The following is a 26,436-nucleotide window of genomic DNA, read 5'->3' as shown; positions in this document are numbered from 1 at the left end:
GTTGAGCAGGAACACCACGATGGCTCTCACCGCCGATCCCGCCGCCCCGCCACCCGGCGCGGCCGGCCCGGGCACCGACCCCGAAACAAGGCCCGCGCCCGACGACCCGGCCTCGCTCGAGGTCGTCCCCGCCCGCCACTACGCCCGCTGGACGGCGGCCGTCGCCGTGATCGTGCTGGTCGCCCAGTTCGTGCACGGGCTGGCCACCAACCCGGTCTGGGAGTGGGGCGTCTTCCGCGCCTACTTCCTGTCCGAGACGATCGTCCAGGCGGTGTGGGTGACCCTCCAGCTCACCGCGTACGCCACCGTGCTCGGCTTTCTCCTCGGCACCGTCCTGGCCTTCATGAGGCTGTCGCACAGCCCCGTGCTGCAGACCGTCGCCTGGTCCTACATCTGGATCTTCCGGTCCATCCCCATGATCGTCCAGCTGGTGTTCTGGTTCAACCTGAGCGCCCTGTACGAGGAGTTGGGCATCGGCATCCCCTTCGGACCGGTGCTCTGGTCCGTGGACAGCAACAGCCTCATCGGCACCATCGGCGCCGCCGTCATCGGGCTCACACTGCATCAGGCCGCCTACGCCGCCGAGATCGTACGCGGCGGCGTCATCGCCGTCGACCACGGGCAACTGGAGGCAGCGGCGGCGCTCGGCATCCCCCGGCTGCGACAGATCCGCCGGATCGTACTGCCGCAGGCCATGCGCGCCATCCTGCCCACGGCCGGCAACGAGATCATCGGCCTGCTCAAGGGCACCTCGGTGGTGTACGTGATGTCCATCGGCGAGCTCTTCTACCAGGTGCAGGTGATCTACGGCCGCAACGGCCGGGTGATCCCCCTGCTCCTTGTCGCCACCGCCTGGTACGTGCTCCTCACCACCCTGCTGTCGGTCGCGCAGTACTACGTGGAGCGCCACTTCGCCCGAGGCGCCGACCGTACCCCGCCGCCCACCCCGCTCCAGCGCGCCCGGCGATGCGTACGCGACCTGCGCGCGGCCGCCGTACGGCGCGACCAGCCCGTCGTACCCCTGAAGCCCCTGGGAGAGAGCCGATGAGCGACGTGACCGCGGCCGTCAAGGACGCGAAGCCCGTCAAGGACGCGAAGCCGACAGCCGCCGACGGCGTGATGGTGGACGTCCACGGCGTCCACAAGAGCTTCGGCCCGCTGGAAGTGCTGCGCGGCGTCGACCTGAAGGTCCGCGCCGGCGAGGTCACCGTGATCCTCGGCCCCTCGGGGTCGGGCAAGTCCACCCTGCTGCGCACCATCAACCACCTGGAGAAGGTCGACCGTGGCTGGATCGGCGTCGACGGCGAGCTCATCGGCTACCGCCGCTCCGGCGGCAAGCTGCACGAGCTGAAGGAGAAGGACGTTCTGAAGCAGCGAACCAACATCGGGTTCGTCTTCCAGAACTTCAACCTCTTCCCGCACCTGACCGTGCTGGACAACCTGATCGAGGCCCCCGTCTCCGCGCTGCGCCGCCCGCGCAAGCAGGCGGAGGAGACCGCTCGCCGGCTCCTCGACCGCGTCGGCCTCGCCGACAAGGCCGCCGCCTATCCGCGGCAGCTCTCCGGCGGCCAGCAGCAGCGCGTGGCCATCGCCCGCGCACTCGCCCTCCAGCCCAAGGTGCTGCTCTTCGACGAGCCCACCTCGGCGCTCGACCCGGAACTCGTCGGCGAGGTCCTCGACGTCATCAAGGACCTGGCCGGCACCGGCACCACCATGATCGTCGTCACCCACGAGATCGGCTTCGCCCGCGAGGTCGCCGACACCGTGGTGTTCATGGACGGCGGTGTCGTCGTGGAGCAGGGCCCGCCGGCGGCCGTGCTCGACGACCCGCGGCACGAGCGCACCCGCGCCTTCCTCTCCAAGGTCCTCTGACCATCCCCACCCCCTCCAGGCAAGGAGCACGACCATGTCCACCTCGATCACCCGCCGTACCACCGCCGCCGCGCTGGGGCTGACCGCCGCCCTCGTCCTCGCCGCGTGCGGCAACCCTTCCGACGGCGGTACGACCGAGGTCGCGGCCGCGTCGGGCGACACGGTGAAGATCAACCTGAGCCCCGACCAGAACCGCGTCACCACCGGCAAGGTCGACGCGATAGCCGCCGAGGTCCCGGAGGAGATCCGCAAGCGAGGCACCCTGGAGATCGTCGACTCCTCCGGCTCGGCCGCGCCGCTGACCTTCTTCGCCACGGACAACAAGACCGTCATCGGCGTCGAGCCCGACATCGCCCATCTGGTCGCCGACGTGCTCGGCCTCAAGCCGCACATCAACACGGTCTCCTGGGAGAACATCTTCGTCGGCCTCGACAGTGCCAAGTACGACGTCGGCTTCAGCAACATCACCGTCACCGAGGAGCGCAAGGAGAAGTACGACTTCGCCACCTACCGCGAGGACAACCTCGGCTTCGAGGCGAAGAAGGGCAGCGGTCTGAAGATCACCGGGCCCGCGGACGTGGCGGGCAGGACGGTCGCCGTGAACAGCGGCACCAACCAGGAGAAGCTGCTCGTCGAGTGGAGCAAGGAGAACGAGAAGGCCGGACGCAAGCCGGTGGACATCAAGTACTACCAGAACGACAGCGACACCTACCTCGCCCTCCAGTCCGGCCGCATCGACCTCTACCTCGGCCCCAACCCGACCGCCGCCTACCACGCCGCCACCACCGGCAAGACCGAGGTCGTCGGCACCTACTCCGGTGCCGGGGCCGGCCTCCAGGGCCTCATCGCGGCCACCACCAAGAAGGACAGCGGCCTGGCCAAGCCCCTCGCCGACGCGCTCAACCACGTCATCGAGAACGGCACGTATGCCAAGGTGCTTCAGCGCTGGGGCCTGTCCGACGAGGCCGTGACCACGTCCGCGATCAACCCGCCCGGTCTGCCGAAGACCGACAAGTAGCCGTCAGGCAAACGGGGCCGCGTACGCCGCGTACGGGTGGGGCGGCCGCCCCGCCCTGCCCAGGGCGCCCGGATGGATTCATGGAGCCGGAACACGCTCTCCATCTTCGTCCGGCCGGCTCCGCCTAGGCTGCGAGGACCGAGGACACGGGGGGCCGCCGTGCCCGGTGCGGCAGGCCCCGGCCCGAGCAGGACGAGCAACCGGAAGAGCGGAGGTGACGGTGTTGTCCCCCGTCTTCCCCGCTTCCCGCGCGCTCGTCCCGGCTGCCGCTGTTCTCGTCGCGCGCGGCGGCGTCCGCCTGTACTCCCGCCCCCACATCGATCTGCAACGGGTGGCCGGCGCCCTCTGTCGTTCCTGACCCGTTCCCCGCCATCGGGCCCTCCGCACGAGGGCCGATGACCCCATACGGTCGACCAGGAAGGCCCCCTTCTCATGTCCGCACGTCCCCCGTTCCATCTCGCCGTGGCGCCGGCCGGCAGCGGCTGGCACCCGGCCGCCTGGCGCGAGCCGGACGCCCGGCCCCAGGACCTGTTCACCGCCGGATACTCGGCCGGCCTCGTGGCCGAGGCCGAACGCAGTGGTGTGTTCCGCCAGGAGGCGGACGCGCAGACCCGCCGGGTGGCCTCGTGAAGTTCCTGGCCATCACCCTCATCGTGCACGCCCCGGACCCGGTGACCGGAATCCAGAAGTCCACCAACGAGCGCTTCCGCGAGGTGATCGACAACGCGCTGCTGGCCGAGGAACTCGGCTTCGACGGCTTCGGCGTCGGCGAACGCCACGAACGGCCGTTCATCTCCTCCTCACCACCGGTCGTGCTCAGCCATATCGCCGCGCTCACCTCCCGGATCCGCCTCTTCACCGCCGTCACCACCCTCAGCCTGCTCGACCCGGTGCGTGCGTACGAGGACTACGCGACGCTGGACCACCTGTCCGCGGGCCGCCTCGAGCTGATCATCGGCAAGGGCAACGGCACCGCCCAGCGCGAGCTGTTCCACGTCACGCCCGAGGACCAGTGGGACCGCAACGCCGAGAGCTATGAGCTGTTCAGCCGCATCTGGAGGCAGGACAAGGTGAGCGCCTCCCCGCGCTACCGCCCCGAGCTGACCGACGCCGAAGTGTGGCCCAGACCCCTTCAGCAGCCCCTACGGGTCTGGCACGGCAGCGCGACCAGCCGGGAGTCGGTCGACCTCGCCGCCCGCTACGGAGATCCGCTCTTCTCGGCCAACGTCACCCACCCCATCGAGCCGTACGCCGAACTCATCCGCCACTACCGGGAGCGCTGGGAGCACTACGGCCACGACCCGGCTCGGGCCGTCGTCGGCGCGGGAACCGCCGGCTACTACGCGGCCCGCACCTCACAGGAAGCCGTCGCCGCGTACCGGCCGGTCTTCGAGGGCCAACTCGCCTTCCAGAAGAGCCTGGGCCTGGAGCCGGTGTTCGCCACCCTGGAGGACTTCGTCGCACGCAGCTCGGCGCTGATCGGAAGCCCGGAGCAGATCGTCGACAAGGTGCACCGCTACCACGAGCGGTTCGGACACAGCGTGCTCCACCTCCAGGCCGACGCCGGCGGTCTCACCCCCGCCCAGCACCGGGCCTCGCTCGAACTCTTCCAGTCCGAGATCGCACCGGTGCTGCGCCGCGAGATCCCCGATCCGCCGTTCCCCTGGACTCCGGTCACCGCGGCACCCGAGCCCGATCTCCCCGCCTTACCGGCGCCCGCGCCCACCGACCGCTGAGGAGCACCACCCGACCATGTCCGGCATCCCTCTCGGAGTCCTCGACCTCGTCCCGATCCCGTCCGGCGCCACCGCCGCCCAGGCGCTGCGCAACACCATCGATCTGGCCCGGCAGGCCGAGCGGTTCGGCTACGCCCGCTACTGGTTCGCCGAGCACCACCTCAACCCGGGCGTGGCCGGAGCGTCACCCGCCGTCGTACTGGCCCTGACCGCCTCCGCCACCTCCACCATCAGGATCGGCTCCGGCGCCGTACAGCTCGGTCACCGCACCGCCCTGTCCACCGTCGAGGAGTTCGGACTGATCGACGCCCTGCATCCCGGGCGGCTCGATCTGGGGCTCGGCCGCTCCGGCGGCCGACCCGCCGGGCAGCCGGCGGACCCCCGGCCGACCACGACCCCCGTCGTCGACGGGCACGCCCCCAACGGCCTGAAGATCCCGCCCCGGTTCTCCTTCGAGCACCTGATCGGCTCCCCCCGCTTCCGGCTCCAGCAGCAACTGCTCCACCAGCCCGGCGCCCGCCCCCAGGACTACGCCGAACAGGTCGACGACATCCTCGCGCTCCTGCGCGGCGACTACCGCTCGACGGACGGGACCGAGGCGCACGCCTCGCCCGGCGAGGGCGCGGACCTGCAGGTCTGGATCCTCGGCAGCAGCGGCGGACAGAGCGCCGACGTCGCCGGCCGCAACGGCCTGCGCTTCACCGCCAACTACCACGTCAGCCCGGCCACCGTACTGGAGGCGGCCGACGGCTACCGCGCCGCGTTCCTGCCGTCCGACCACCTCGACAAGCCCTACCTCAGCGTCTCCGCCGACGTCGTCGTCGCCGAGGACGACGACACCGCCCGCGAACTCGCCACCGGCTACGGCCTGTGGGTCCGCAGCATCCGCACTGCTGAGGGCGCCATCCCCTTCCCGACCCCGGACGAGGCCCGCGCCCACACCTGGACCGAAGAGGACCGGGCCCTGGTCGCCGACCGCGTCGACACCCAGTTCGTCGGCTCACCCGGGCGGGTCGCGGACCAGCTCGAACAACTCCAGGAGGCCACCGGCGCCGATGAACTGATCATCACCACCATCACCCACGACCACGCCGACCGGGTGCGCTCCTACCGACTCCTGGCAGAAGAGTGGCAACGCCGCTGAGTCGATCACGGTCCGGTCCCTGATGCCGCGCGGCGGGAGTCAGACCTTCTCAGCGGTCACGGGGGGTGGTCCGTGGTGAGCATGGTGATGCCCTCGACGTCAGACGTCAGGACGGTGACGCGACCCGGCTGGGCGAGGGCTGCGGCGCAGAGCACGGCGTCGATGGCGTACGTGTGGCTGTGCAGTCCGGCCGCGCGCAGCAGGGTGGCGGCGGACTGGGCGAGTGCCTGAGTGACCGGCTCGACCCGCGACCGGGACAGCGTCCACGTGAGGGCGGCGTCGTTGATCCTGGGGTGGATGCCTCGACGAGGACCGCAGCCGAGGTGACCACGGAAAGGCCGGCGTCGCGGGCGGGTGACGGGCTCGCGGGAGCCGGTGGGGATCAGTCGCCGATAGGGTCAGCTTCAGGTCGGGCCGATATGGCGTGCGCGGCCACGCCCGGCGCCCAGGCGCTCTGGGAGCAGTACCGCCGGGCCGCCTCAACTTTCGCGCCGCCCCTGTGGTGGTGTGCCAACTCGCCTTGTGCCGTCTTCAATTGCAGTCGGGCAGAGCGGGCTTGGCCGTCACTGTGAGCGGCGGTGAGGCCGGCGCGCGGGGTGCGCCGGCCTCACCGGTCTTGCTCAGGCTGCTGTCATTCCGGGTCCTCGTCTTCGGGTTCGTGGAGGTACCACATGTCGAAGCCGTACGTTTCGGAGCCCGCGAGGGTGTCGAGTGCCTGTCGTGTGGCTGTCCGGTTCCACTGTTCCTCGACGGCGCGCAGGCGGATGGCGGAGGCCTGGTGGGCTGTGGACTCGCGTCCCTGCCATGAGGCGCGGACCCGGTAGACGCCGGGGCGGGGGAGTTCGACTTCGCCTGCGACTCCCGCGGTGAACTCGCCGACGATCAGGGTGCCGGTTGCGCACTCCAAGGTCAGTTCTGTGCTGCCGTCGGCGGGCGGCCACATGGCCGGTGGAGCGTCGTGGACCCGGATGGCGACTTCGACGCCCACGCCGCTTTGCAGGCTGCCGATGTAGAGGTGGTATCCGTCGCCGGCCACCACGTGTTCGTCGAGCTGGTCCAGGACGGCTGCCGTCCCGACGTAAGCATCGGCGTCGTACAGTTCGATGACCCGGCGGTCGGGGACGGCCAGCAGCCGGTGTTCGGCAAGGATGGTCACGAAAGGCCTCGGCTGGTCTCAGGGAACGATCTTGACGTAGAAGGGGTCGTTGTCGAGGATGCGGTTCTCCTCGTATACCTTCTGGATGCGTTCGCCTCCCTTGCGGTTGTCGCGGCCGTCTATGAGCCGGGCACTGTAGCGGTTGTCGTTCTTCGCGGCGCCTTCGTAGGTGCTGGAGAACGGGTACTCGTCGCACTCCAGGCCGCTGCCTTCATAGTTGCCCCACACATCGTTGCAGGTGGCGATCGCCACGTCCCGGTTCGCGTCCTGCTTGCCGCGGTCGATAAGGCGGTGCAGCGGCTCGCTCGATCCTGGGACCGACTTGCCGGGCCACGAGGGGAAGGTGCGTTCGGGCAGCTGCTGGGCGTCGAGGATGTGCCGGGCGCTCTGGTCGACCTCCGGGTCCTTCAGGCTCATGGTCAACTCCACGCGGGCCTCGACGAACACGGTGCCCTTGTGCTTTCCGGCAGCCCGGCCGGTGTAGTCGAAGCGAACGTTGGAGTACGCCATGTTCGAGTCGACCCAGGGCACGGCTGTAGGTGAGGTGATGTTCATGGCGAGGGTGACCTGCCCGGCGACGCGCTGGGCGTTGGCGGGGTCCACGCGGCCCGTGTCGGGGGAGGTGTAGGTCAGGACCCATTGAGGCTTGGTCTTCCACTGCTCGATGCTGTCCTCGCGGCTGGTCACCGCCGGCTTCGTCATGTCCGGGTTGGGGTCACTGGCGGAGGCGTTGATCGAGTGGGAAAAGGACTGTCCGAGCTTCCATGTGGCCGGGTTCTCGCCGGCAACGGCCTTGGCGCGGATGTTCTCGATACTGGTGACGTAGTCCACGCGGCGGGATCCGTCGTAGGAAAAGCCGAGCATCCACAGGTCGAACCACAGCTCGCCGCGCAGCCGCCGCCTGTCGTCGAGGAGCTTGAGGTAGACGGGCTGGTGCACGCATGTCTCGAAGCGGTTCTTGATCCAGCCCTTCTTGGTCTTGGCCTCCGGGTGCGCAGCGCACTCGGTGCGCAGGTTCCCCTCGTCGGCGGCTGGGCCGTCGACCGAGACGGCGTGGCGAATCGTTTCCTCCGGCGCGGCGGTCGCAGCCGTCACGGTGGTGAGGAGGAAGGCGAACAGGGCCGCGAACACCGCGCCCGTCCGGCGGGTCAGACGAGAGCGACGCTGGCCGGCCATGGGGTCACGGGGCAGACGCAGGGAGGCTCCTGAAGCGGGGACAGTGCGGGTCATCGGGCGCACATCTGCCCCCAGCAGGCGTCAAGAAGCCGGCCGCTTGCAGCCGAGTAGGTGGCACGGAACCCCCGGACGACGGTGCCGGGGACGGAAAGGCCCTTGGTCATCGCCTCGGACTTCACCGTCCAGACGGCACCATCTTCCGGTTGCGGCCCAGCCGAAGGCACCGTCTTGCCGGAGGTGTTGTTGCTGCTGCCGATGCTGACGTGAACGTCCTGCACCGGGACGCCGAACGCCGCCGCAGCGCGCCCACCGATATCCAGCGGCGACGGAACGGGAGGCGTTGAGGACCGCGCCGACGGCGCACGCGTGGGGTGTGATGCGGTGGGTGTCAGGGCGGCGGCGTTGCACTGCTTCGCGGTGCGTACGCACTCCGCCAGCCCCGGCACCGTCACAAGGCATGCGCCGGGGTCCTCGGCCATACACCGGGCGAGCGCGTCCTGGTCGGTCCCGTTGAACGTGCCGACTGGGGCACGGCCGGGTGCCGATTGCGGCACGATCGGAGCGGTTCGCGGCGCGACGGGGGAGGAGCCGGCTGCGCCAGGCTTGCTCACGGCCCACTGCGTGAACTTGGCGCCGTCGGTCAGCTTCGCCTTGAAGCAGTTCGGCGGAGTGTAGATGAAGTTCGGGTCCCATGGACTCCTTTGACCGCACACGCCCAAAGTGACGGCCTGCGCAGTGTCAGCGGAGGCGGAGCGGGACCAGACCTTGTTCTCGGCCATGTACTGCACCCGGTTGGCGATCTCGGGGACCGTTACGTACTGCTGCCCATGACCTCCAGGCCGATGTCAATGCGGTTGGGGTTGCCCCGCGGGACTTTCAGCTGGTCGGTGGTGCTGCCGACCCAGTTGAAGTCGTACAGCACGTCCCACTGGTCACCGCTCGCCTGCCGGATCGTCATGTAGGTGTGGTTGACGTTGTTCGGTTTGTCCGGGTCTATGCCCTGGGTGATGGCGTGGGTCTTGCCACCGCTGTTGCCGACTTCGGTCCACCGTGGACCGTACGTACTGCTCGAAGGGCCGGTCTGCTCCGCGTACAGCCCGACCTCGATGTGGTTGGCGAACATGCCGCCCTCGGTGTTGGGCACCATGGTCAGGTAGTTCGACGCCTGCACTGTCGTCCCCTGGGGCGCCGCGCTGTCGAACGTGATGGGTATGTTTCGCCAGGTGGCGAAGGCGCCGATCACCGGCTGGCCGGGTTGGGAGCAGGCCACCGCCCAGAAGATGATCCTGGCCTGATGAGTTTCACTGCAACTGGCGGTTGGCGGACTCGCGCTCGCCGGCGTGGCTGCTGCCAGGGACAGCACTGCGGCCGATGCCGCTGCGGATAAGGATGTGGCGAGCCTTCTCTTCACGCGGAACACATGTCTCCGATCTCGTTGATCAATGACGTGGCCGCGTGAATCTATCGAACGAATGTGTGTATGGCTCGCCTATCTACCGACTTGGCCGGATGTCTACTCTTTGGGTAGCTAGCAGGCGAATTCACTCCAGCCGTCGCTCCAGTGCCCGTCGTCCGCGCCAAGAAAAACCGGGGGCCCTAGGACCTTGCACTGACGCGCACCATGACCGAATACGGAACCGCAGTGGTCGAGGTACGCGTGGCTGACCTGCTGTTGACAGACCTTGCTGCAACGGTGCCGCGAAGGTGCGGCCGACGTGGGCGGTTGACGCCCGTTTGACGCTCCGAGCGCCCGAAAGCCCTTCACCGAGCCAAGAACTGCCTCTGGGATCCGGTACGTGGGACCTCTGATCTGCGACACCTTTCCGATGACCCACCACGTGGGGTACGTCGCGATCCTGGAGCCCGTCGACAAGGGCCGCTGATCCTCGGTTCTGACGAAGGCCGCCTCCGGAGGCGGCCCCGTGTCAGCCTCGCCCGGGGGCCGGGCGCTCATCGGGTGACGCCGTCGGCCTCCCTGGTCGGGTTTGGGGGTGTGGGGAGGTTTTGGGTGGTGTGGAGGGGGCCCGTTAGGAGGAGTAGGGCAGACAGGGCGTTGGCGGTGTAGAGGAGCCATAGGGCGTTGCGTTCGGTGAGGAGGGTGCCCAGGGCGCCGCCCAGGAGGCTGCCCACCGGGATCGTGCCGTACATCACGAAGCGGATCGTGGAGCTGACCCGGCCCAGCATGTCCGGGGGGCAGTAGGCCTGGCGGAAGCTCACGATGATGACGTTGCCGGCTACCACTCCGGTCATCAGGGTGAACTCGCCGGCCAGGAAGGCCAGCAGGCCTATGCCGTCCGTGGTGAGGGGGATCAGGAGGCCGAACGGGCCGCTGCAGAACGCGCACAGCAGGACCGCCCGGGCCGTGCCGAAGCGGCGGGCCAGGTGAGGGGAGAGGACCGCGCCCAGGACGCCGCCCAGCGCGGCCAGCGCGATCAGGATGCCGATCAGCCCGCCCGGGGCGCCCACCGTCCGGCTCAGGAACAGGATCGACAGGGACTGGGCGCCGGCGAGGAAGAGGTTCATCGCCGCGTCGCAGAGGAGGATCGTGCGCAGGAACGGGTCCTGGGTGAGGAAGGCCACGCCCTCGCGGATTTCTGCCGTCAGCGAACGTTTCGTCGCGCTCCGTTCTTCGCCGCCCGGTGGGGCCTCCGGGGTTCGGATGCGCAGGAGCAGGGCCGCCGAGATCAGGAAGCTCAGGCCGTCGGTGAGGAAGCCGGCCGCCGCGCTTCCGGCCTGGGCCAGTGCCCCGCCCACCCCCGGTGCGACGACCTCCGCGACCGATTCGCTGGTCTGCAGCCGGGCGTTGCCGTCGGCGAGCTCCTCGTGCGGCAGAACGGTCGGCAGGTACGCGCTGTAGGCGGCCCGGAAGAACACGTCGGCTGTGCCTGAGAGGACTGCTACCAGTATGAGTTGCGTTGTTGTCAGGAGGTCCAACGCCACCGTTGCGGTCAGTGACAGCATCAGCAGCGCTGATACCGCGTTGCACACGATCATCACCGGTCGGCGGCGCATGCGGTCGGTCCAGGCGCCCACGGGCAGCCCGAACAGCAGCCACGGCACCCAGGCCGCGGCGCCCAGCACCCCCATGGTGAGGGGCCCCGCGTCCAGGGTGTCCACCGCGATCAGCGGCAGCAGCACCCGGGTGGCCGCGCTCCCGAACTGGCTCACGGACTCTCCCGCCCACAGCAGCCGGAAGTCCCGGCGGCGCAGCGCGCCGCGCTCGGCGCTCACCGGCCCACCGTGCCCTCGCCCAGCAGCGCGGCGATCTCGGCGGCGGGCTTGGGTGCCATCATCTCGCCGTGCGTGCAGGGGATGTGGTGGTGGGTGACCGGGCCCGTTACGTACGGTGCCCATGCCTGCGGGCCGGGCGCGTCCGGCTCGTGGGCGGCGACGGCCAGCGTCACTCCGCCCCGGAACACCCCCGGACGGTGGGCGGCGGCCAGCCGGTCGTGGTGGACGTAGGCCTCGCCCAGGGCGGCGACGGTCGCCGCGTCGAAGACCGACAGCGGGCCGTCTTCGGCGGCGGCCGCCGCCAGCAGGTCGGCCAGGGTCAGAGGGCCCCTCGCGGCCGCGTCGTGCTCCTCGCGCGGCGGGTAGCCGAGCGATTCCAGCAGGTCGCTCAGTGGGTCCGCGGCCGGGGCCGCCGCCTCGCCGGGGGCCGCCGGATAGCCGTCGAGCAGGGTCAGGCCGGCCACTTCCTCGCCGTCCTGCTGGAGCGCCACGGCCACCGCGTGCGCGACCACCGCCCCGAAGGACCAGCCCAGCAGGTGGTACGGGCCGTGCGGCTGCACCGCGCGGATCCGCGCCGCGTACTCCGCGGCCATCTCCACGACGCTCCCGGGCCGCGCCCCCGGCTCGCTCAGCGCCCGCGACTGCAGGGCGTGTACGGAGCGTTGGGCCTCCAGGTGCTCCAGCAGGCCCCGGTACACCCAGCCGGTGCCCGCGCCCGGGTGGATGCAGAACAGGGCGGGCGTCGCGCCGGGCGCCCCCGTGCGCAGGGTGACCAGCGGCGCCAGCGGGTCCGCGTCCCCGCCGGGGACCGTGCCGCCGGAGCGGGCGGCGAGCCCGGCGACCGTGGGCGCGGCGAACAGGTCCTGGACGCCGAGCTCCTCGCCCAGCGCCTCGCGCACCCGGGCCATCAGCCGGGCCGCGAGCAGGGAGTGGCCGCCGAGGTCGAAGAAGCTGTCCTCGGCGCCCACCGACGGCAGCCCCAGCACCTCGGCGAACAGGCCCGCCAGGACCTCCTCCCGCCGGCCGCGCGGCGCGCGGCTTGCCCGGCCGTCCCCGGCCGCGGCGGGCTCCGGTGCGGGCAGCGCGGCCCGGTCGAGCTTGTCGTTCGGGGTGCGCGGGAAGGCGTCGAGCACGACGAACGCCGACGGCACCATGTGCGCGGGGAGCGTCGCCGCGAGGTGGGCGCGCAAAGCCGCCGCGTCCACCGCGGAGCCCGCCCCGCCGGGGGCCGGGACCACGTACCCGACCAGCCGCTTCGCGCCGCCGGGTCCGTCCTCCCGTACGGTCACCGCGGCCCGGTCCACCCCGGGCGCCGCCGCGAGCGCGGCCTCGATCTCGCCGGGTTCGATGCGGAAGCCGCGGATCTTGACCTGGTCGTCGGCGCGGCCGAGGTAGTCGATGCGGCCCTCGCGGTCCCGGCGGACGAGGTCGCCGGTGCGGTACATGCGGGCCCCGTCCTCGAACGGGCAGGCCACGAACCGCTCCGCCGTCGTCCCCGGGCGCCGCAGATAGCCCCGCGCCAGCCCGGCACCCGCCAGGTACAGCTCGCCGGGCACCCCCGGCGCCACCGGGCGCAGCGCCGCGTCGAGCACGTAGGCGCGGGTGTTGGCGACGGGAGTGCCGATGAGCGGGCGCTCGCTGCGCGCGGTGTCCCACCACAAGGCGTCGACCGTGCACTCGGTGGGGCCGTACAGGTTGTAGGCGAGCATCCCCTCGGTGGCGCGCAGCCGGCTCCACAGCCCCTCGCCCGCGGCCTCCCCGCCGATCAGCAGCAGCCGCGGCGGGGCGTCGAGCAGGCCCGCCTCGATCAGGTGCTCGGCGTGCGTCGGGGTGGTGTCGACGACGTCGAGGGCGGCGTCGGCGACGTACCGGGCGAAGGCGGCGGAGTCGCGGCGCACGGCGTCGTCGATCAGGTGGAGTTCGTGCCCGGCCACCATCCACATCAGGGCGTCCCAGGAGGCGTCGAAGGACAGCGAGGCCACCAACGCCACCCGCAACTGCCGTCCGGCGGCGGTCCGTTCCCCCTCGGCCATGGTGTGGGCGCGGTGGTGGGCGTAGAGGTTGCGCAGCGCCGCGTGGTCGACGACGACGCCCTTGGGCCGGCCCGTGGACCCCGAGGTGTACACGACGTACGCGGCGTCGCCCGGCCGGGGCCGAGCCGGCGCCGCGGCGTCGACGGCGTCCTCCTCGTCCGCCTCGTCGGTGAGGACGAGCGGGACCCGCGCCGACTCGGCGAGCGGCAGCAGCGGGGGGGTCGCGGAGTCCGTGACCAGCAGCGCAGGGGCGGAGTCGGCCAGCATGTGCGCGATCCGCTCGGCCGGGTATCCGGTGTCCACCAGGACGAACGCCGCACCGGCCTTGAGGACGGCCAGGATCGCGGCCACCGCCGCCGGGGAGCGCGGCAGGGCGATGGCCACCACCCGCTCCGGCCCCGCCCCGTCCCGGACGAGGCGCCGGGCGAGCCGGTCGGACCAGGCATCGAGGGCGGCGAAGCCGATCCGCTCGGCCCCGTGCACCAGCGCGGTCGCGTCGGGGGTACGGGCGGCCCGCGCCGCGAACAGCTCGGGCACGGTGGCGTCCGGCACCGGCAGCGCGGTGTCGTTCCAGTCGGTCAGCACCCGCCGGCGGGCTTCGGGGGTCAGCGGGTCGGCGGCGCCGACCGGCAGCTCCGGCGCCGCCGCGAGCAGCCGGACCATCCGTTCCAGGGCCGCGGCGAGGTCCTTGGCGGTGGCGTGGTCGAACAGCTCGGCCGCGTACTCCAGGAAGCCGGAGATCCCGGCGGGGCGGCCCTCGGCGTCCCGGTGCTCCTGGACGTCCAGCGTCAGGTCGAACTGGGCGACGTCGAAGCGGAACGGCTCGGGGCGGACGTCGAGGCCGGGCAGCGCGAGCGTGCCGTCGTCGCCGTCCTGCACCTGGAGCAGCACCTGGAAGAGGGGGTGGCGGGCGAGGGACCGCTCGGGGTTGACCGCCTCCACGACCCGCTCGAAGGGCACGTCCTGGTGCTCGTACGCGGCGAGGTCGGTCTCCCGGACCCGGCCCAGGAGTTCGACGAAGGTCGGATCGCCCGAGACGTCGGTGCGCAGGACGAGGGTGTTGACGAAGAAGCCGACGAGGTCGTCCAGGGCCTCGTCGCTGCGGCCCGCGACGGGCGTCCCGATCGGTACGTCGGTCCCCGCGCCGAGCCGGGACAGGGTCACGGCCAGCGCCGCCTGCACCACCATGAAGAGGGTGCAGCCGTGCGCGCGGGCCAGTTCCAAGAGTCGGCCGTGCAGTTCGGCGTCCAGGTCGACGGGGACGGAGCCGCCCGCGAAGTCCGGTGCCGCAGGGCGCGGCCGGTCGTAGGGCAGGGCCAGCTCGGCGGGCGCACCGGCCAGCGCGCCCTTCCAGAAGGCGAGTTGGCGGGAGAGCGGGCTCGCGGGGTCGTCCTCCGCGCCGAGCAGCTCCCGCTGCCAGAGCGTGTAGTCGGCGTACTGCACCGGCAGCGGTTCGAAACGGGGCGCGGCGCCCGCGCACCGGGCGGCGTACGCCTCGGACAGGTCCCGGAACAGCGGCCCCCAGGACCATCCGTCGAGCGCGATGTGGTGCACCACCAGACCCAGCACCCACTCCTGCGGCCCGGCCGCGAGCAGCGCCGCCCGTACGGGGGGCCGCGCGGCCAGGTCGAACGGGCGGGCCAGCAGGGCGTCGAGGGCCCCGGCGGTCCCCTCCGGACCGCAGTCCACCCGCTCCAGCGGTACGCCGCCCCCTGCGGGCAGCACCCGCTGGTACGGCTCGCCCGCCGCCTCGGGGAACACCGTGCGCAGGGCCTCGTGCCGGTCGGTGACGTCCCCCAGGGCCGCGGCCAGCGCCGCGGTGTCCAGCGGGCCGCGCAGCCGCAGCGCGAACGGGCAGTGGTAGCCCGCGGACTGGCCCGCCCGGCTCAGGAACCACAGCCGGCGCTGGGCGGCCGACAGCGGCGGGGTCTCGGGCCGCTCCGCCGCCGCGGTCAGGGCGGGACGGGGGGCCGCCCCGGGGGCGGAGCCCTGGGCCAGGCAGGCGGCCAGCCCGGCCACCGTCGGGTGCTGGAACAGCTGCCGGATGCCCAGGTCACCGCCCAGGACGGTCCGGATCCGCGAGAGCAGCCGGGTCGCGAGCAGCGAATGGCCGCCCAGCTCGAAGAAGCTGTCCTCGGCGCCCACCGACGGCAGCTCCAGCACCTGCGCGAACAGCTCCGCCAGGAGCTCCTCGCGCGGCCCGCGCGGTGCGCGGGAGTTCAGCAGCGCGCCGAAGTCCGGCGCGGGCAGCGCCGCCCGGTCCAGTTTGCCGTTCCGGTTCATCGGGAAGGCCTCCAGGACCACGAAGGCCGAGGGCACCATGTGGTCCGGCAGCTGTGCGGCGAGCCGCCCGCGCAGCGCGCCCGGCTCGGCGCTGCGGCCGGCGGCCGCCACCACGTACGCCATGAGGCGCTTCCCGGCGGGCCCGCCGTCCCGGGCGAGCACGGCGGCCTGCGCCACCTCCGGGCAGGCCCGCAAGGCCGCCTCGATCTCGCCGGGTTCGATGCGGAAGCCGCGGATCTTGACCTGGTCGTCGGCGCGGCCGAGGTACTCGATGCGGCCCTCGCGGTCCCAGCGGACGAGGTCGCCCGTGCGGTACATGCGGGCGCCGTCCTCGAACGGGCAGGCCACGAAGCGGCCCGCGGTGAGCGAGGGCCGGTTCAGGTAGCCGCGGGCCAGGCTCGGTCCGGCCAGGTACAGCTCGCCCGGGACGCCGGGGGCGACGGGCCGCAGCCCGGAGTCCAGCACGTACGCCCGGGTGTTGGCGAGCGGGCGGCCCACGAGCGGGGCCTCGCTGAGGGCGGCGTCCCACCACAGGGTGTCGACGCTGCACTCGGTGGGTCCGTACAGGTTGTGGCAGAGCATCCCCTCGGCGGCCCGGACCCGCGTCCACAGGGCGGCGCCCGCCGCCTCACCGCCGAGCAGCAGCACCTTGGGCCGGTGCGCGGGATCGTCGAGCAGGCCCTCCTCGACGAGCTGTTCGGCGTAGGTCGGGGTGACGTCGAGGGCGTCGGTGCCGGCGCGGGCGATGTGCCGGACCAGCGCGGCCGCGTCGCGGCGGGTGTCGTCGTCGACGAGGTGGAGCTCGTGGCCGGCCACCATCCACAGCAGCCCCTCCCACGAGGTGTCGAAGGACAGCGCGGCCGTCAGCGCCATGCGCATCCGGCGCCCGCCGTGCAGCTCCTCCGCGCGGGCGATGACCCCGGCCCGGTGGAAGGCGTACAGGTTGCGCAGCCCCGCGTGGTCGATGACGACACCCTTGGGCTCGCCGGTCGACCCCGAGGTGTGGATCACGTACGCGGCGCTGCCGGGCAGGATCCGGCGGCCCGGGACGGGACCGGAGCCCGCCGGCACCGGGCCCGGCGCGTCGACGAGGACGCGGACGGCGCCGGTGTCCGGGAGCCCCGGGGCGGTCGCGGCGTCGGTGACGACGGTGGTCGTGGTGGACAGCAGGCGGGCGATCCGCTCGGCCGGGTAGTCCGTGTCGACGGGGACGAAGGCGGCGCCCGCCTTGAGCACCGCGAGCAGCGCCACGACGGAGTCGGCGGACCGGGGCAGGGCCAGGGCCACCAGGTGCTCCGGGCCGACCCCGTGCCCGGCGAGGCGGTGGGCCAGCGCGTCGGCGCGGGCGTCGAGTTCGGCGAAGGTCAGCGCGGTGTCCCGGAAGACCAGGGCGGTCGCGCCGGGGGTGCGGGCGGCCCGCTCCTCGAACAGCTCGGGCAGGGTCCCCGCGGGCACCGGCGCGGCCGTGTCGTTCCAGCCGGACAGGACCAGCGCGCGCTGCTCGGCGGAGAGCGGGTCGGTCTGCCCGACCGGGGCGGCGGGGTCGGCGGCGAGGCGCTCCAGCACCCGGGCGAGGGCGGCCGCGAGGTCCTCGGCGGTGGCCCGGTCGAACAGGTCCGTGGCGTACTCCAGGGCTCCGCCGATCCCGGCGGGGACGCCGGACGGGTCCCACCGTTCCTGGAAGTCGACGGTGAGGTCGAACTTGGCGACGTCCCAGGCGGCGGACTGCTCCGCGCACTCCAGGCCGGGCAGGGCGAAGGCGGGGCCCTCGCCGCTGTCGAGGGTCATCATCACCTGGAAGAGGGGGTGGCGGGCGAGGGACCGCTCGGGGTTGACGGCCTCGACGACCTGCTCGAAGGGCACGTCCTGGTGCTCGAAGGCGGCGAGGTCGCTCTCCCGGACCCGCTCCAGGAGCTCGGTGAAGGCCGGGTCGCCGGAGAGGTCGGTACGCAGGACGAGGGTGTTGACGAAGAAGCCGACGAGGTCGTCCAGTGCCTCGTCCGTGCGGCCGGCGACGACGGTCCCGATCGGGATGTCGGCGCCGGCTCCGAGGCGGGACAGGAGCACGGACAGGCCGGCCTGGAGGACCATGAAGAGGGTGCAGCCGTGCTGCCGGGCCAGCTCCAGCAGCCGTCCGTGCAGCTCCGCGTCCAGCTCGACGGGGACGGAGCCGCCCGCGAAGCTCGCCACCGCGGGGCGCGGCCGGTCGGCGGGCAGGGCCAGCTCGGCCGGGATCCCGGCCAGCTCCCGCGTCCAGAAGGCGAGCTGTTCGCCGAGCACGCTCTCCGGGTCGTCCTCCGAGCCGAGCAGCTCGCGCTGCCACAGCGTGTAGTCCCGGTACTGCACCGGCAGCGGCTCGAAGGCGGGCTCCCCGCCCGCGCACCGGGCGGCGTAGGCGGCGGCCAGGTCGCCCAGGAGCGGCCCCCAGGACCAGCCGTCGGTGGCGATGTGGTGGATCACCAGCGCCAGCACCCACTCCTCGTCGCCCAGGGCGAAGAGGCGGGCCCGCACCGGGAGTTCGGCGGTGAGGTCGAAGACGTGCCCGGCCTCGGCGGCCAGCGCGCCGGCGAGCTCCGCCTCGCCGAGGCGGACGACGGGCAGCTCCGGCGCCCGGTCGGTGATCTGCTGCACGGGCTCGCCGTCCACCTCGGGGAAGACCGTCCGCAGCACCTCGTGCCGCCCGGTCAGATCGCCGAGGGCCGCGGCCAGCGCCCGCGGGTCCAGCGGACCGCGCAGCCGGGTGGTGAGGGGGCAGTTGTACGCGGCGCCGGTCTCGCCGAGCTGGTTGAGGAACCACAGCCGCCGCTGGGCGAACGAAACGGGGAACACAGGACCTCCAGGGGCGTGCGGGGTGGTGCGGGTGGCGGGGGCGGGGGCGGGGGTCGGCTCAGGCATCGGCGGCGCGGCGGAGCGTGGGACGGGCCTTCGGCGCGTCGGTGAGCAGGGCGGCGGTGCGGGCCGGGGTGGGGTGCTGGAAGAGCTGGCGGATCTTCAGCTCCCGGCCGAGTTCGGCCCGGATCCGGCTGATCAGTCGGGTGACCAGCAGGGAGTGGCCGCCCAGGGCGAAGAAGTTGTCGTCCGGGCCCACCTCGTCCCGGTCCAGGACTTCGGCGTACAGGGCGCGGACGCGGTCCTCGGTGCTGCCGCCCGGGTCCGCGGCCGGCTCCGGCGCCGTGGGGGCGGCCGCGGCCGTGCGCGGGGCCGGGCCGTCGACCGAGCCGACCGGCCGCTCCGGGGCGGCCGCGAGAGAGCGCAGCACCAGGGCCAAGTCCGCCGCCAGCTGCTCGACGCTCGTACGGTCGAACAGGTCGGTGGCGTAGGTGAGTTCCCCGGCCAGGCCCAGCGGGGTGCCGTCGGCGGCGCGCTGCTCCCCGAGGTCCACGCCGAGGTCGAACTTGGACACCGCCCATTCGACGGGGTGCGGCTGCGCCGTGAGGCCCGTCAGGCGGGGCAGGGCGGGCGGCTCGTTCTGCACCTGGAGCAGCACCTGGAAGAGCGGGTGCCGGGCGAGGGACCGCTCCGGGTTCACCCCCAGCACGACCCGCTCGAAGGGCACGTCCTGGTGGGCGTAGGCGGCGAGGTCGCCCTCCCGTACCCGGGCGAGCAGGTCCGTGAAGGCCGGGTCGCCGGAGAGGTCGGTGCGCAGGACGAGGGTGTTGACGAAGAAGCCGACGAGGTCGTCCAGTGCCTCGTCCGTGCGGCCGGCGACGACGGTGCCGATCGGGATGTCGGTGCCGGCTCCGAGGCGGGACAGGAGCACGGACAGGCCGGCCTGGAGGACCATGAAGAGGGTGCAGTCGTGCTGCCGGGCCAGCTCCAGCAGCCGTGCGTGCAGCTCCGCGTCCAGCTCCAGGGGGACGGAGCCGCCCGCGAAGTCCGCCACCTCCGGGCGGGGCCTGTCGTAGGGCAGGGCCAGCTCGGCCGGGGCGCCGGCCAGCTCCTTGGCCCAGAACGCGAGCTGACGGCTGATCAACGATTCCGGGTCGCCCTCCGCGCCGAGCACGGACCGCTGCCAGACGGTGTGGTCCCGGTACTGCACGGGCAGCGGCTCGAAGACGGGCTCCCCGCCCGCGAGGCGGGCGGCGTACGCGGTGGCCAGGTCGGCCAGGAGCGGCCCCCAGGACCAGCCGTCGGTGGCGATGTGGTGGATCACCAGCACCAGCACCCACTCCTGGTGCCCCAGCTCCAGCAGCCGTGCCCGCAGCGGCAGTTCGGCCGAGATGTCGAAGCAGTGGCCGGTCACCTCCCGCACCGCGTCCGCGACGGCGGCGGCGTCGGCCCCGGGGACGGCGAGGACCTCAAGCGGCACCTCGGCCGCCGCACCCTCCAGCAGCCGGATCACCGGCTCGCCCCCGCACTCGTCGAAGACGGTCCGCAGCACCTCGTGCCGGGCCACCACGTCACCGAGCCCCGCACGCAGCGCCGCAGCGTCCAGCGGACCCCTCAGCCGGTAGGCGAAGGGCACGTTGTGGTGGCCGGACGGGCCCTCCGCCTGGTGCGCGAACCACAGTCGGTGCTGCGCCGAGGACAGCGGCGCGCCCTGCCCGGGCTCCGCACGGCGCAGCGGCGGCCGCGCCCGGTCGGCGCTCCCGGCCAGCTCCGCGAGGGCGGCCACGGTCTGCGCGCGGAAGACGTCGCGCAGCGACAGCTCGACCCCGAGGGCGGTGCGGATCCGGCTGACCAGCCGGGTGGCCAGCAGCGAGTGGCCGCCCAGGTCGAAGAAGCCCGCGTCGGCGGCGACCGCGTCGAGGCCGAGCACCTCGGCGAAGAGCCCCGCCAGGATCTCCTCCCGGGGCGTCCGGGGGGCGCGTCCGCCGGAGGCGGGCAGCGCGGGCTCGGGCAGGGCCCGGTAGTCCACCTTGCCGTTGGGGGTCAGCGGCAGCGCGTCCAGGACCAGGACGTACGAGGGCAGCATGTAGTCCGGCAGCAGCCGCTCCAGCCGTCGCCGCACCGAGGGCCCGGAGACCTCCCCGACCACGTACCCGGCCAGCCGCCTCTCGCCGTCCGCGGCGGCCCGTACGGCGACCACGGCCTGGCGGACGCCCGGGCAGGCGGCCAGCGCGGCCTCGACCTCGCCGGGCTCCACGCGGAAGCCGCGGACCTTCACCTGCTCGTCGGCCCGGCCGACGAACTCCAGCAGCCCGTCGGCCCGCCACCGGGCGAGGTCGCCGGTGCGGTACATGCGCGTCCCGGGCGCGCCGAACGGGTCGGCGACGAACCGCTCCGCGGTGGCCGCGGGCCGCCGGTGGTAGCCGCGCGCCACTCCGGCACCGGCGAGGTACAGCTCGCCCGGGGTGCCCGGCGGCACCAGCCGCATCCGCTCGTCCAGCACGTACGCACGGGTGCCGTCCAGGGGGCGGCCGATCGGCACCGGGCCGTGGGCGTCCGCGGCGCCGGTGATCAGGTGGGAGGTCGCGCACAGGGTCGCCTCGGTGGGCCCGTACAGGTGGCGGACCACGGTGTCCGGGCAGGCGGCCAGCACGGCGCGGACCGCGGCGGGGCTGACGACGTCGCCACCGGTCAGCACCTCGCGGACGCCGGCCAGCAGGCCGGGGTCCTCCTCGGCGACCACGCGGAACAGGCCGGCCGTCAGGTGCACGGCGGTGATGCCCGCCCCGCGGATCAGGGCGCCCAGCCCGGCGACCGTCGGCTCGCCCTCGGGGGCGACGACGACCTGCCAGCCCGACAGCAGCGCCACCCACAGCTCGTAGTCGGCGATGTCGAAGGCGTGCGGCGCGTGGAACAGGACGCGCTCGGCGCCCCGGGTGTGCCAGCCCCGGTCGGCCACGAGGTCCAGGACGTCCCGGTGGGTGACGGAGACGCCCTTGGGCTCGCCGGTCGAGCCCGAGGTGTGCATCAGGTACGCGAGCTGCCCGGGCGGGCACGGCGCGGCCGCGAACCCCCCTTCGTCCGGCCCGACGGTGTCGGCGGGGGTGACCAGGACCGTACGGGCGCACTCCAGGCCGAGCGGGGCGAAGGCCTCGTCGACCAGCAGGACGGGGCAGCCCGCGTCGGCCAGGATCTTCTGCATGCGCGCGGCCGGGTGCCCGGTGTGCAGCGGCACGTACGCCCCGCCCGCCTTCAGCACCGCCAGCATCGCGACGACGACCTCGGGGGAGCGGGCCATCAGCACGCCGACCGGGGTCTCGGCGCCGACCCCGTACCCGGCCAGGCGCCCGGCCAGCCGGTCCGCGCGCCGGTCCAGCTCCCCGTACGTGATCTCGTCCGGGCCCGAGACGAGGGCCACGGCGTCCGGGTGCAGGGCGGCCCGGCGGGCGAACTCCAGGTGCACGGCGCCCGCCGCGGTCTCCCGCGGCCCCTGCGGCAGCCAGGCGCCGAGCAGCTGCTCGCGCTCCTGCTCCAGCAGCACCTCCAGCGCCGAGACCCGGCCGCGCGGCGTGCGCACCGCGGCCCGCAGGACTCCCCGCAGCCGCTCCACGAGGGCGCGCACGGTGGCCTCGTCGAACAGGCCCGTACGGTACTTGGCGACCGCACGCAGTCCCTCGCCGGCGGAAGCCCCCTCGGTGAACTGCAGCGCCAGCTCGAACTCGGCCTGCGGTACGTCGACCTCCTCGGTCACCGCGGTCAGCCCGGGCAGTTCCAGCGCGGCCGCGGCGGTGGCCCGGCGCATCGTCAGCGCCACCTGGAACAGCGGGTGGTGGGAGAGGGAGCGGCGCGGGTTGACCGCCTCGACGACCTGCTCGAAGGGGACGTCCTGGTGGGCGAAGGCGGCCAGGTCGGTGTCCCGGACCCGCTCCAGGAGTTCGGCGAAGGTCGGATCGCCGGAGAGGTCGGTGCGCAGCACCAGGGTGTTGACGAAGAAGCCGACCAGCTCGTCCAGGGCTTCGTCGCTGCGGCCCGCGACGACCGTCCCGACCGGCACGTCGGTGCCCGCGCCGAGCCGGGACAGCACCACCGCCAGAGCCGCCTGGAGCACCATGAAGACGGTGCACCCGTGCGCCCGGGCCAGTGCCTCCAGCTCCGCGGTCAGCGCCGCGTCCAGGCCGAACGCGAGGGCGGCGCCCGCCGGGTCGGCCACGGCCGGCCGGGGCCGGTCGGTGGGCAGCGCGGGCTCCTCCGGCAGCCCCGCCAGCGCGGTGCGCCATTGGGCCAGCTGTTCCCCGGCGACGTCGGCCAGCAGGGCGCGCTGCCACAGGGTGTAGTCCGCGTACTGCACGGCGAGCGGGGCGCGCGGGCCCGGGGCCCCGCCCGTACGGGCCGCGTAGGCGTGCGCCAGGTCCTCCAGCAGCGGCCCCCAGGACTCGCCGTCGGTGGCGATGTGGTGCAGGGCCAGCACCAGCGTGTGCTCCTGCGGCCCGGAGGCGAGCAGCGCGGCCCGCAGCGGCACCTGCGCCGCCAGGTCGAAGGGGCGGCCCGCGACCTCGGCGACGAGCCCGGGCACCGCGTCGGCGCCGGCCGCGTCGAGGAGCTCCAGGGCCGGCGGGGCCGGGGGCAGGACGACCTGACGGGGCTCTCCGTCGGTCTCCGGGTGGACGGTGCGCAGGATCTCGTGCCGCTCGGCCAGGTCGGCCAGCGCCCCGCGCAGCGCCTCCACGTCGAGCGGGCCGCCGAGCCGGACCGCGACCGCGCTGTGGTAGGCCGGGTTCGGCCCCTCGAGCCGGTCCAGGAACCACAGCCGGCGCTGCGCCGGGGAGAGCGGCAGCTGCTCCGGGCGCGCCTGCGGCCGCAGCGCGGGACGGGCCCGGCCCGCGCCGTCGATCAGCGCGGCGAGCGCGGCCGGGGTGCGGGCGGTGAACACCTCGCGGATGCCCAGCTCCGCGCCGAACGCCCCGCGTACCTGCGCCACCAGCCGCATCGCGAGCAGGGAATGGCCGCCCAGCTCGAAGAAGTCGTCGTCGGCGCCCACCTCGGGCAGGCCCAGCACCGACGCGAACAGGCCCGTCAGGATCCGCTCCCGCTCGGTGCGGCCGCCGCGGCCGCCGGTGCGCAGGGCGGGGGCGGGCAGGGCCCGCCGGTCGAGCTTGCCGTTCGGGGTCACCGGCAGCTCGTCCAGCACGACCACGGCCGGGACCATGTGCTCGGGCAGTACGGCGGCCAGCTCGCCGCGCACCCCGTCGGGGGTCGGCGCGGCGCCCGGGCCGGGCACCACGTACGCCACGAGCCGGGGGTCGCCCGGGCGGTCCTCGCGGACGACGACTGCCGCGTGGGAGACGCCCGCGCAGCCCGCGGCGGCACCCTGCACCTCGCCGAGTTCGATGCGGAAGCCGCGGATCTTGACCTGGTCGTCGGTGCGGCCGAGGTACTCGAGGACGCCGTCGGCCCGCCAGCGCACCAGGTCGCCCGTGCGGTACATGCGGGCTCCCGGCTCGAAGGGGCAGGCCACGAACCGGTCCGCGGTCAGAGCGGGCCGGCCGAGGTAGCCGCGGGCCAGCTGCACGCCGGCCAGGTACAGCTCGCCCGCGGTACCGGGCGCCACCGGGGCGAGCCGGCCGTCCAGGACGTACGTACGGGTGTTGGCGGCGGGCCGGCCGATCGGGACGGCGGCGTCCCCGGCCCGGCAGGGCCAGAGCGTGACGTCGACCGCGGCCTCGGTCGGCCCGTACAGGTTGTGCAGTTCCGCGCCGGGCAGGACCCGGAAGAAGGCGTCCTGGGTGTGCGGGGGCAGCGCCTCCCCACTGGCGATCACCCGGCGCAGCGAGCGGGCGCCCGCCGCGGCGGGCTCGCGCAGGAACACGTCGAGCATGGACGGCACGAAGTGCGCGGTGGTGACGGACTCCCGGGCGATCAGGTCGGCCAGGTAGGCGGGGTCCTGGTGGCCGCCGGGCTTTGCGACCACCAGGGTCGCCCCGGTCAGCAGCGGCCAGAAGAACTCCCACACCGAGACGTCGAAGCCGCTCGGCGTCTTCTGCAGCACCCGGTCCCCGGCCCCCAGCCCGTACTCCCGCTGCATCCACTCCAACCGGTTGACAATGGCCCGGTGCGGGACCAGCGCGCCCTTGGGGCGGCCGGTGGAACCGGAGGTGAAGATCGCGTACGCCGGGTGGTCGGGCAGGACCACCGGCCGCGGTGCGGGATCCGCCGCGGGGAGCGGGGCGTCGAGGCGCAGCACCGGCGTCCCCGGCGCCTCCCAGCCGGTGCTCAGCACCAGCGCCGGCGCGGCGTCGGCCATGATCCCGAGGTTGCGCTCCGCGGGCTGGCCGGGGTCGACGGGCAGGTAGGCGGCGCCCGCCTTCAGCACCCCGCACAGGGCGACCATCAGCTCCAGGGAGCGCGGTACGGCGACGGCGACCAGGCTCTCCGGGCCGATGCCGCGGGCCGCGAGCACGTCCGCGAGGCGGCCCGCCCGCTCGTCCAGCGCCCGGTAGGTCAGGGACTCCCCCTCGAAGACGACGGCGGTGGCGTCCGGGGTCCGGGCCGCCTGCTCCGCGAGCAGCGCGGTCAGCGTCGTGTCCGGGAGGGCGGCGGCGGTGTCGTTCCACTCGGCCAGGACCCGGTGGCGCTCGTCCGCGGTCAGCGCGTCCAGGACCTCCACCGGCGCGTCCGGGTCGGCCGTCCACCGCTCCAGCAGCCGCACCAGCCGCTCGCCCAGCTCCCGCACCCGCTCGGTGGCGACGAGCCCGGGGTGGTGGCTCAGCCGCAGCCCGAGCGCCGCGCCCGGCTCGACCACCAGGGTCAGCGGGAAGTGCGTGGTGTCCCGGAACCGGATCCGCGCCTCCAGGTCGAAGCCGGGCAGGTCGAGCGCGTAGTCGCTCATCGGGAAGTTCTCGAAGACCAGGTTCGTGTCGAAGAGGGCGGACGGGGAGCCGGCCAGCTTCTGGATCTCCGTCAGCCCCAGGTGGTCGTGGTCCACCAGCCCCGCCCGCTCGCGCTGGAGCTCCGCGCAGACCCGGCGCAGCGGGGCGGCCGCGTCGATCCGGGCCCGCACGGGCACGGTGTTGATCAGCATGCCGATCATCCGCTCCGAACCCGGCAGTTCGGCGGGGCGGCCGCTGACCGTGAGACCGAAGACCACGTCGTCCTGACCGGTGGCGCGGGCCATGAGCGCCGCCCAGGCGCCCTGGACCACGCTGGTCAGCAGCAGCCCGCACTCCCGGGCCCGCGCGGTCAGCGCCGCCGTCCGCTCCTCGTCCAGCCGCACCGCCACGTCCTCGGGGGTGGCGCCGGGCAGGACCCGGCCGGCGCCGTCCGCGATCCGGCCGGGCGCACCGAGACCGGCCAGGGCGGTGCGCCAGGCCGCCTCGGCGGCGGGCCGGTCGCAGCGCGCGAGGTGCGCCAGGTACTCCCGGTAGGGCCGCACCGGCTCCGGCTCGCCGCCCGCGTACAGGGTGAACAGCTCGCGGAAGAGCAGCCCGAACGACCAGCCGTCCAGCAGGATGTGGTGGGCCGTCACCAGCAGTCGGTGCCGGTCGTCCGCCAGCCGCAGCAGCGTGAACCGCAGCAGCGGCGGGCGGCGGCTGTCGACGCCCTGGGCCCAGTCCTCCTTCGTCAGCTCCGCGGCCCGCTCGTCGGCCGCCCCGGCGGGCAGGGCGCCGAGGTCGTGCTCCTGCCAGGCCGGCTCCATGTCCCGGCGCACCACCTGGACGGGGTCGCCGTTCTTGCGGTGGGTGAGGACCACCCGCAGGTTGGCGTGGCGGCGCAGCAGCTCCCCGGCGGCCCGGTGCAGCCGCCCCGCGTCGAGCGTCCCGTCCAGGTCGACGGTGAACTGGGCGATGTAGAGGTGTTTGGAGTCCTCGTCGTACCCGGAGTGGAAGAGCATGCCCTCCTGCAGCGGGGAGAGGGGCAGGACGTCCTCGATGGCCGGCCGGCTGGTGTTCATGTGGTGATCG

Annotated in this window: 13 protein-coding genes and 2 pseudogenes; 7 read left to right on the top strand and 8 right to left on the bottom strand. The window is 73.6% G+C overall.

What is annotated here, in order from left to right; translation table 11 throughout:
* The first annotated feature begins 19 nt into the window (after positions 1-19).
* The 7 genes and pseudogenes from ABZ924_RS05835 to ABZ924_RS05805 all read left to right on the top strand — a co-directional run bounded on the left by ABZ924_RS05835 (position 20) and on the right by ABZ924_RS05805 (position 5,770).
* Positions 20-1,048 carry an amino acid ABC transporter permease gene (locus tag ABZ924_RS05835; RefSeq protein ID WP_361904666.1) on the top strand — a complete coding sequence of 343 codons (1,029 nt, stop codon included), beginning with the start codon at positions 20-22 and terminating at the stop codon, positions 1,046-1,048.
* Between the two features lie 71 nt (positions 1,049-1,119).
* The gene (locus ABZ924_RS05830) at positions 1,120-1,872 is read left to right on the top strand and encodes an amino acid ABC transporter ATP-binding protein (protein WP_361904920.1); all 753 of its coding nucleotides are present in this window, start codon (positions 1,120-1,122) and stop codon (positions 1,870-1,872) included.
* A gap of 34 nt (positions 1,873-1,906) precedes the next feature.
* Positions 1,907-2,890, top strand: a complete 984-nt coding sequence (locus ABZ924_RS05825) for an ABC transporter substrate-binding protein (RefSeq protein ID WP_361904663.1) — start codon at positions 1,907-1,909, stop codon at positions 2,888-2,890.
* A gap of 166 nt (positions 2,891-3,056) precedes the next feature.
* Entirely contained in the window at positions 3,057-3,248 is a 192-nt protein-coding gene (locus ABZ924_RS05820) for a putative leader peptide (RefSeq protein WP_361904660.1), read from the top strand.
* A 74-nt stretch (positions 3,249-3,322) separates the two neighbouring features.
* Positions 3,323-3,466, top strand: a pseudogene (locus ABZ924_RS05815) (FMNH2-dependent monooxygenase); the annotation flags it as partial.
* Between the two features lie 50 nt (positions 3,467-3,516).
* The gene (locus ABZ924_RS05810; RefSeq protein ID WP_361904657.1) at positions 3,517-4,626 is read left to right on the top strand and encodes an LLM class flavin-dependent oxidoreductase; all 1,110 of its coding nucleotides are present in this window, start codon (positions 3,517-3,519) and stop codon (positions 4,624-4,626) included.
* 16 nt (positions 4,627-4,642) lie between these two features.
* Positions 4,643-5,770: an LLM class flavin-dependent oxidoreductase gene (locus ABZ924_RS05805; protein ID WP_361904655.1), complete on the top strand. Its 1,128-nt coding sequence runs from the start codon at positions 4,643-4,645 to the stop codon at positions 5,768-5,770.
* Positions 5,771-5,826: 56 nt separating this feature from the next.
* On the opposite strand, the pseudogene ABZ924_RS05800 reads toward ABZ924_RS05805, so the two are convergent.
* From ABZ924_RS05800 to ABZ924_RS05765, 8 genes and pseudogenes are all read right to left on the bottom strand, one after another.
* Positions 5,827-6,122, bottom strand: a pseudogene (locus ABZ924_RS05800) (DNA-binding protein); the annotation flags it as partial.
* A 279-nt stretch (positions 6,123-6,401) separates the two neighbouring features.
* Positions 6,402-6,926, bottom strand: coding sequence for a hypothetical protein (locus ABZ924_RS05795; protein ID WP_361904653.1), 525 nt, complete (start codon positions 6,924-6,926; stop codon positions 6,402-6,404).
* An 18-nt stretch (positions 6,927-6,944) separates the two neighbouring features.
* The gene (locus ABZ924_RS05790) at positions 6,945-8,102 is read right to left on the bottom strand and encodes a NucA/NucB deoxyribonuclease domain-containing protein (RefSeq protein WP_361904651.1); all 1,158 of its coding nucleotides are present in this window, start codon (positions 8,100-8,102) and stop codon (positions 6,945-6,947) included.
* Between the two features lie 50 nt (positions 8,103-8,152).
* Positions 8,153-8,881, bottom strand: coding sequence for a hypothetical protein (locus ABZ924_RS05785; protein WP_361904648.1), 729 nt, complete (start codon positions 8,879-8,881; stop codon positions 8,153-8,155).
* Positions 8,882-8,913: 32 nt separating this feature from the next.
* Entirely contained in the window at positions 8,914-9,273 is a 360-nt protein-coding gene (locus ABZ924_RS05780) for a hypothetical protein (protein ID WP_361904645.1), read from the bottom strand.
* 779 nt (positions 9,274-10,052) lie between these two features.
* Positions 10,053-11,333 (bottom strand): MFS transporter, encoded by a 1,281-nt coding sequence (locus ABZ924_RS05775; RefSeq protein ID WP_361904641.1) that lies wholly within the window; start codon positions 11,331-11,333, stop codon positions 10,053-10,055.
* Positions 11,330-18,544, bottom strand: a complete 7,215-nt coding sequence (locus ABZ924_RS05770; RefSeq protein ID WP_361904638.1) for an amino acid adenylation domain-containing protein — start codon at positions 18,542-18,544, stop codon at positions 11,330-11,332. Before ABZ924_RS05770 ends, ABZ924_RS05775 begins: the two co-directional genes overlap by 4 nt.
* On the bottom strand, positions 18,537-26,426 hold the full coding sequence (locus ABZ924_RS05765; protein WP_361904635.1) for an amino acid adenylation domain-containing protein: 7,890 nt from the start codon (positions 26,424-26,426) through the stop codon (positions 18,537-18,539). The genes ABZ924_RS05770 and ABZ924_RS05765 overlap by 8 nt, the downstream gene beginning before the upstream one ends.
* Between the last annotated feature and the right edge of the window lie 10 nt (positions 26,427-26,436).

The sequence above is a fragment of the Streptomyces sp. NPDC046876 genome (assembly GCF_040645035.1).
In the GTDB taxonomy this organism is placed as follows: Bacteria; Actinomycetota; Actinomycetes; order Streptomycetales; family Streptomycetaceae; genus Streptomyces.
The sequence above is the reverse complement of the archived record's forward strand: the minus strand, read 5'-3'. Positions and strand labels throughout refer to the sequence as shown.

Excerpts from the sequence above, each read along its gene's own strand:
- ABZ924_RS05835 (WP_361904666.1), top strand. The coding sequence starts at position 20 with ATGGCTCTCACCGCCGATCCCGCCGCCCCGCCACCCGGCGCGGCCGGC.
- ABZ924_RS05790 (WP_361904651.1), bottom strand. The coding sequence starts at position 8,102 with ATGGCCGGCCAGCGTCGCTCTCGTCTGACCCGCCGGACGGGCGCGGTG.
- ABZ924_RS05830 (WP_361904920.1), top strand. The coding sequence starts at position 1,120 with ATGGTGGACGTCCACGGCGTCCACAAGAGCTTCGGCCCGCTGGAAGTG.
- ABZ924_RS05785 (WP_361904648.1), bottom strand. The coding sequence starts at position 8,881 with ATGGCCGAGAACAAGGTCTGGTCCCGCTCCGCCTCCGCTGACACTGCG.
- ABZ924_RS05770 (WP_361904638.1), bottom strand. The coding sequence starts at position 18,544 with ATGCCTGAGCCGACCCCCGCCCCCGCCCCCGCCACCCGCACCACCCCG.
- ABZ924_RS05765 (WP_361904635.1), bottom strand. The coding sequence starts at position 26,426 with ATGAACACCAGCCGGCCGGCCATCGAGGACGTCCTGCCCCTCTCCCCG.
- ABZ924_RS05805 (WP_361904655.1), top strand. The coding sequence starts at position 4,643 with ATGTCCGGCATCCCTCTCGGAGTCCTCGACCTCGTCCCGATCCCGTCC.
- ABZ924_RS05825 (WP_361904663.1), top strand. The coding sequence starts at position 1,907 with ATGTCCACCTCGATCACCCGCCGTACCACCGCCGCCGCGCTGGGGCTG.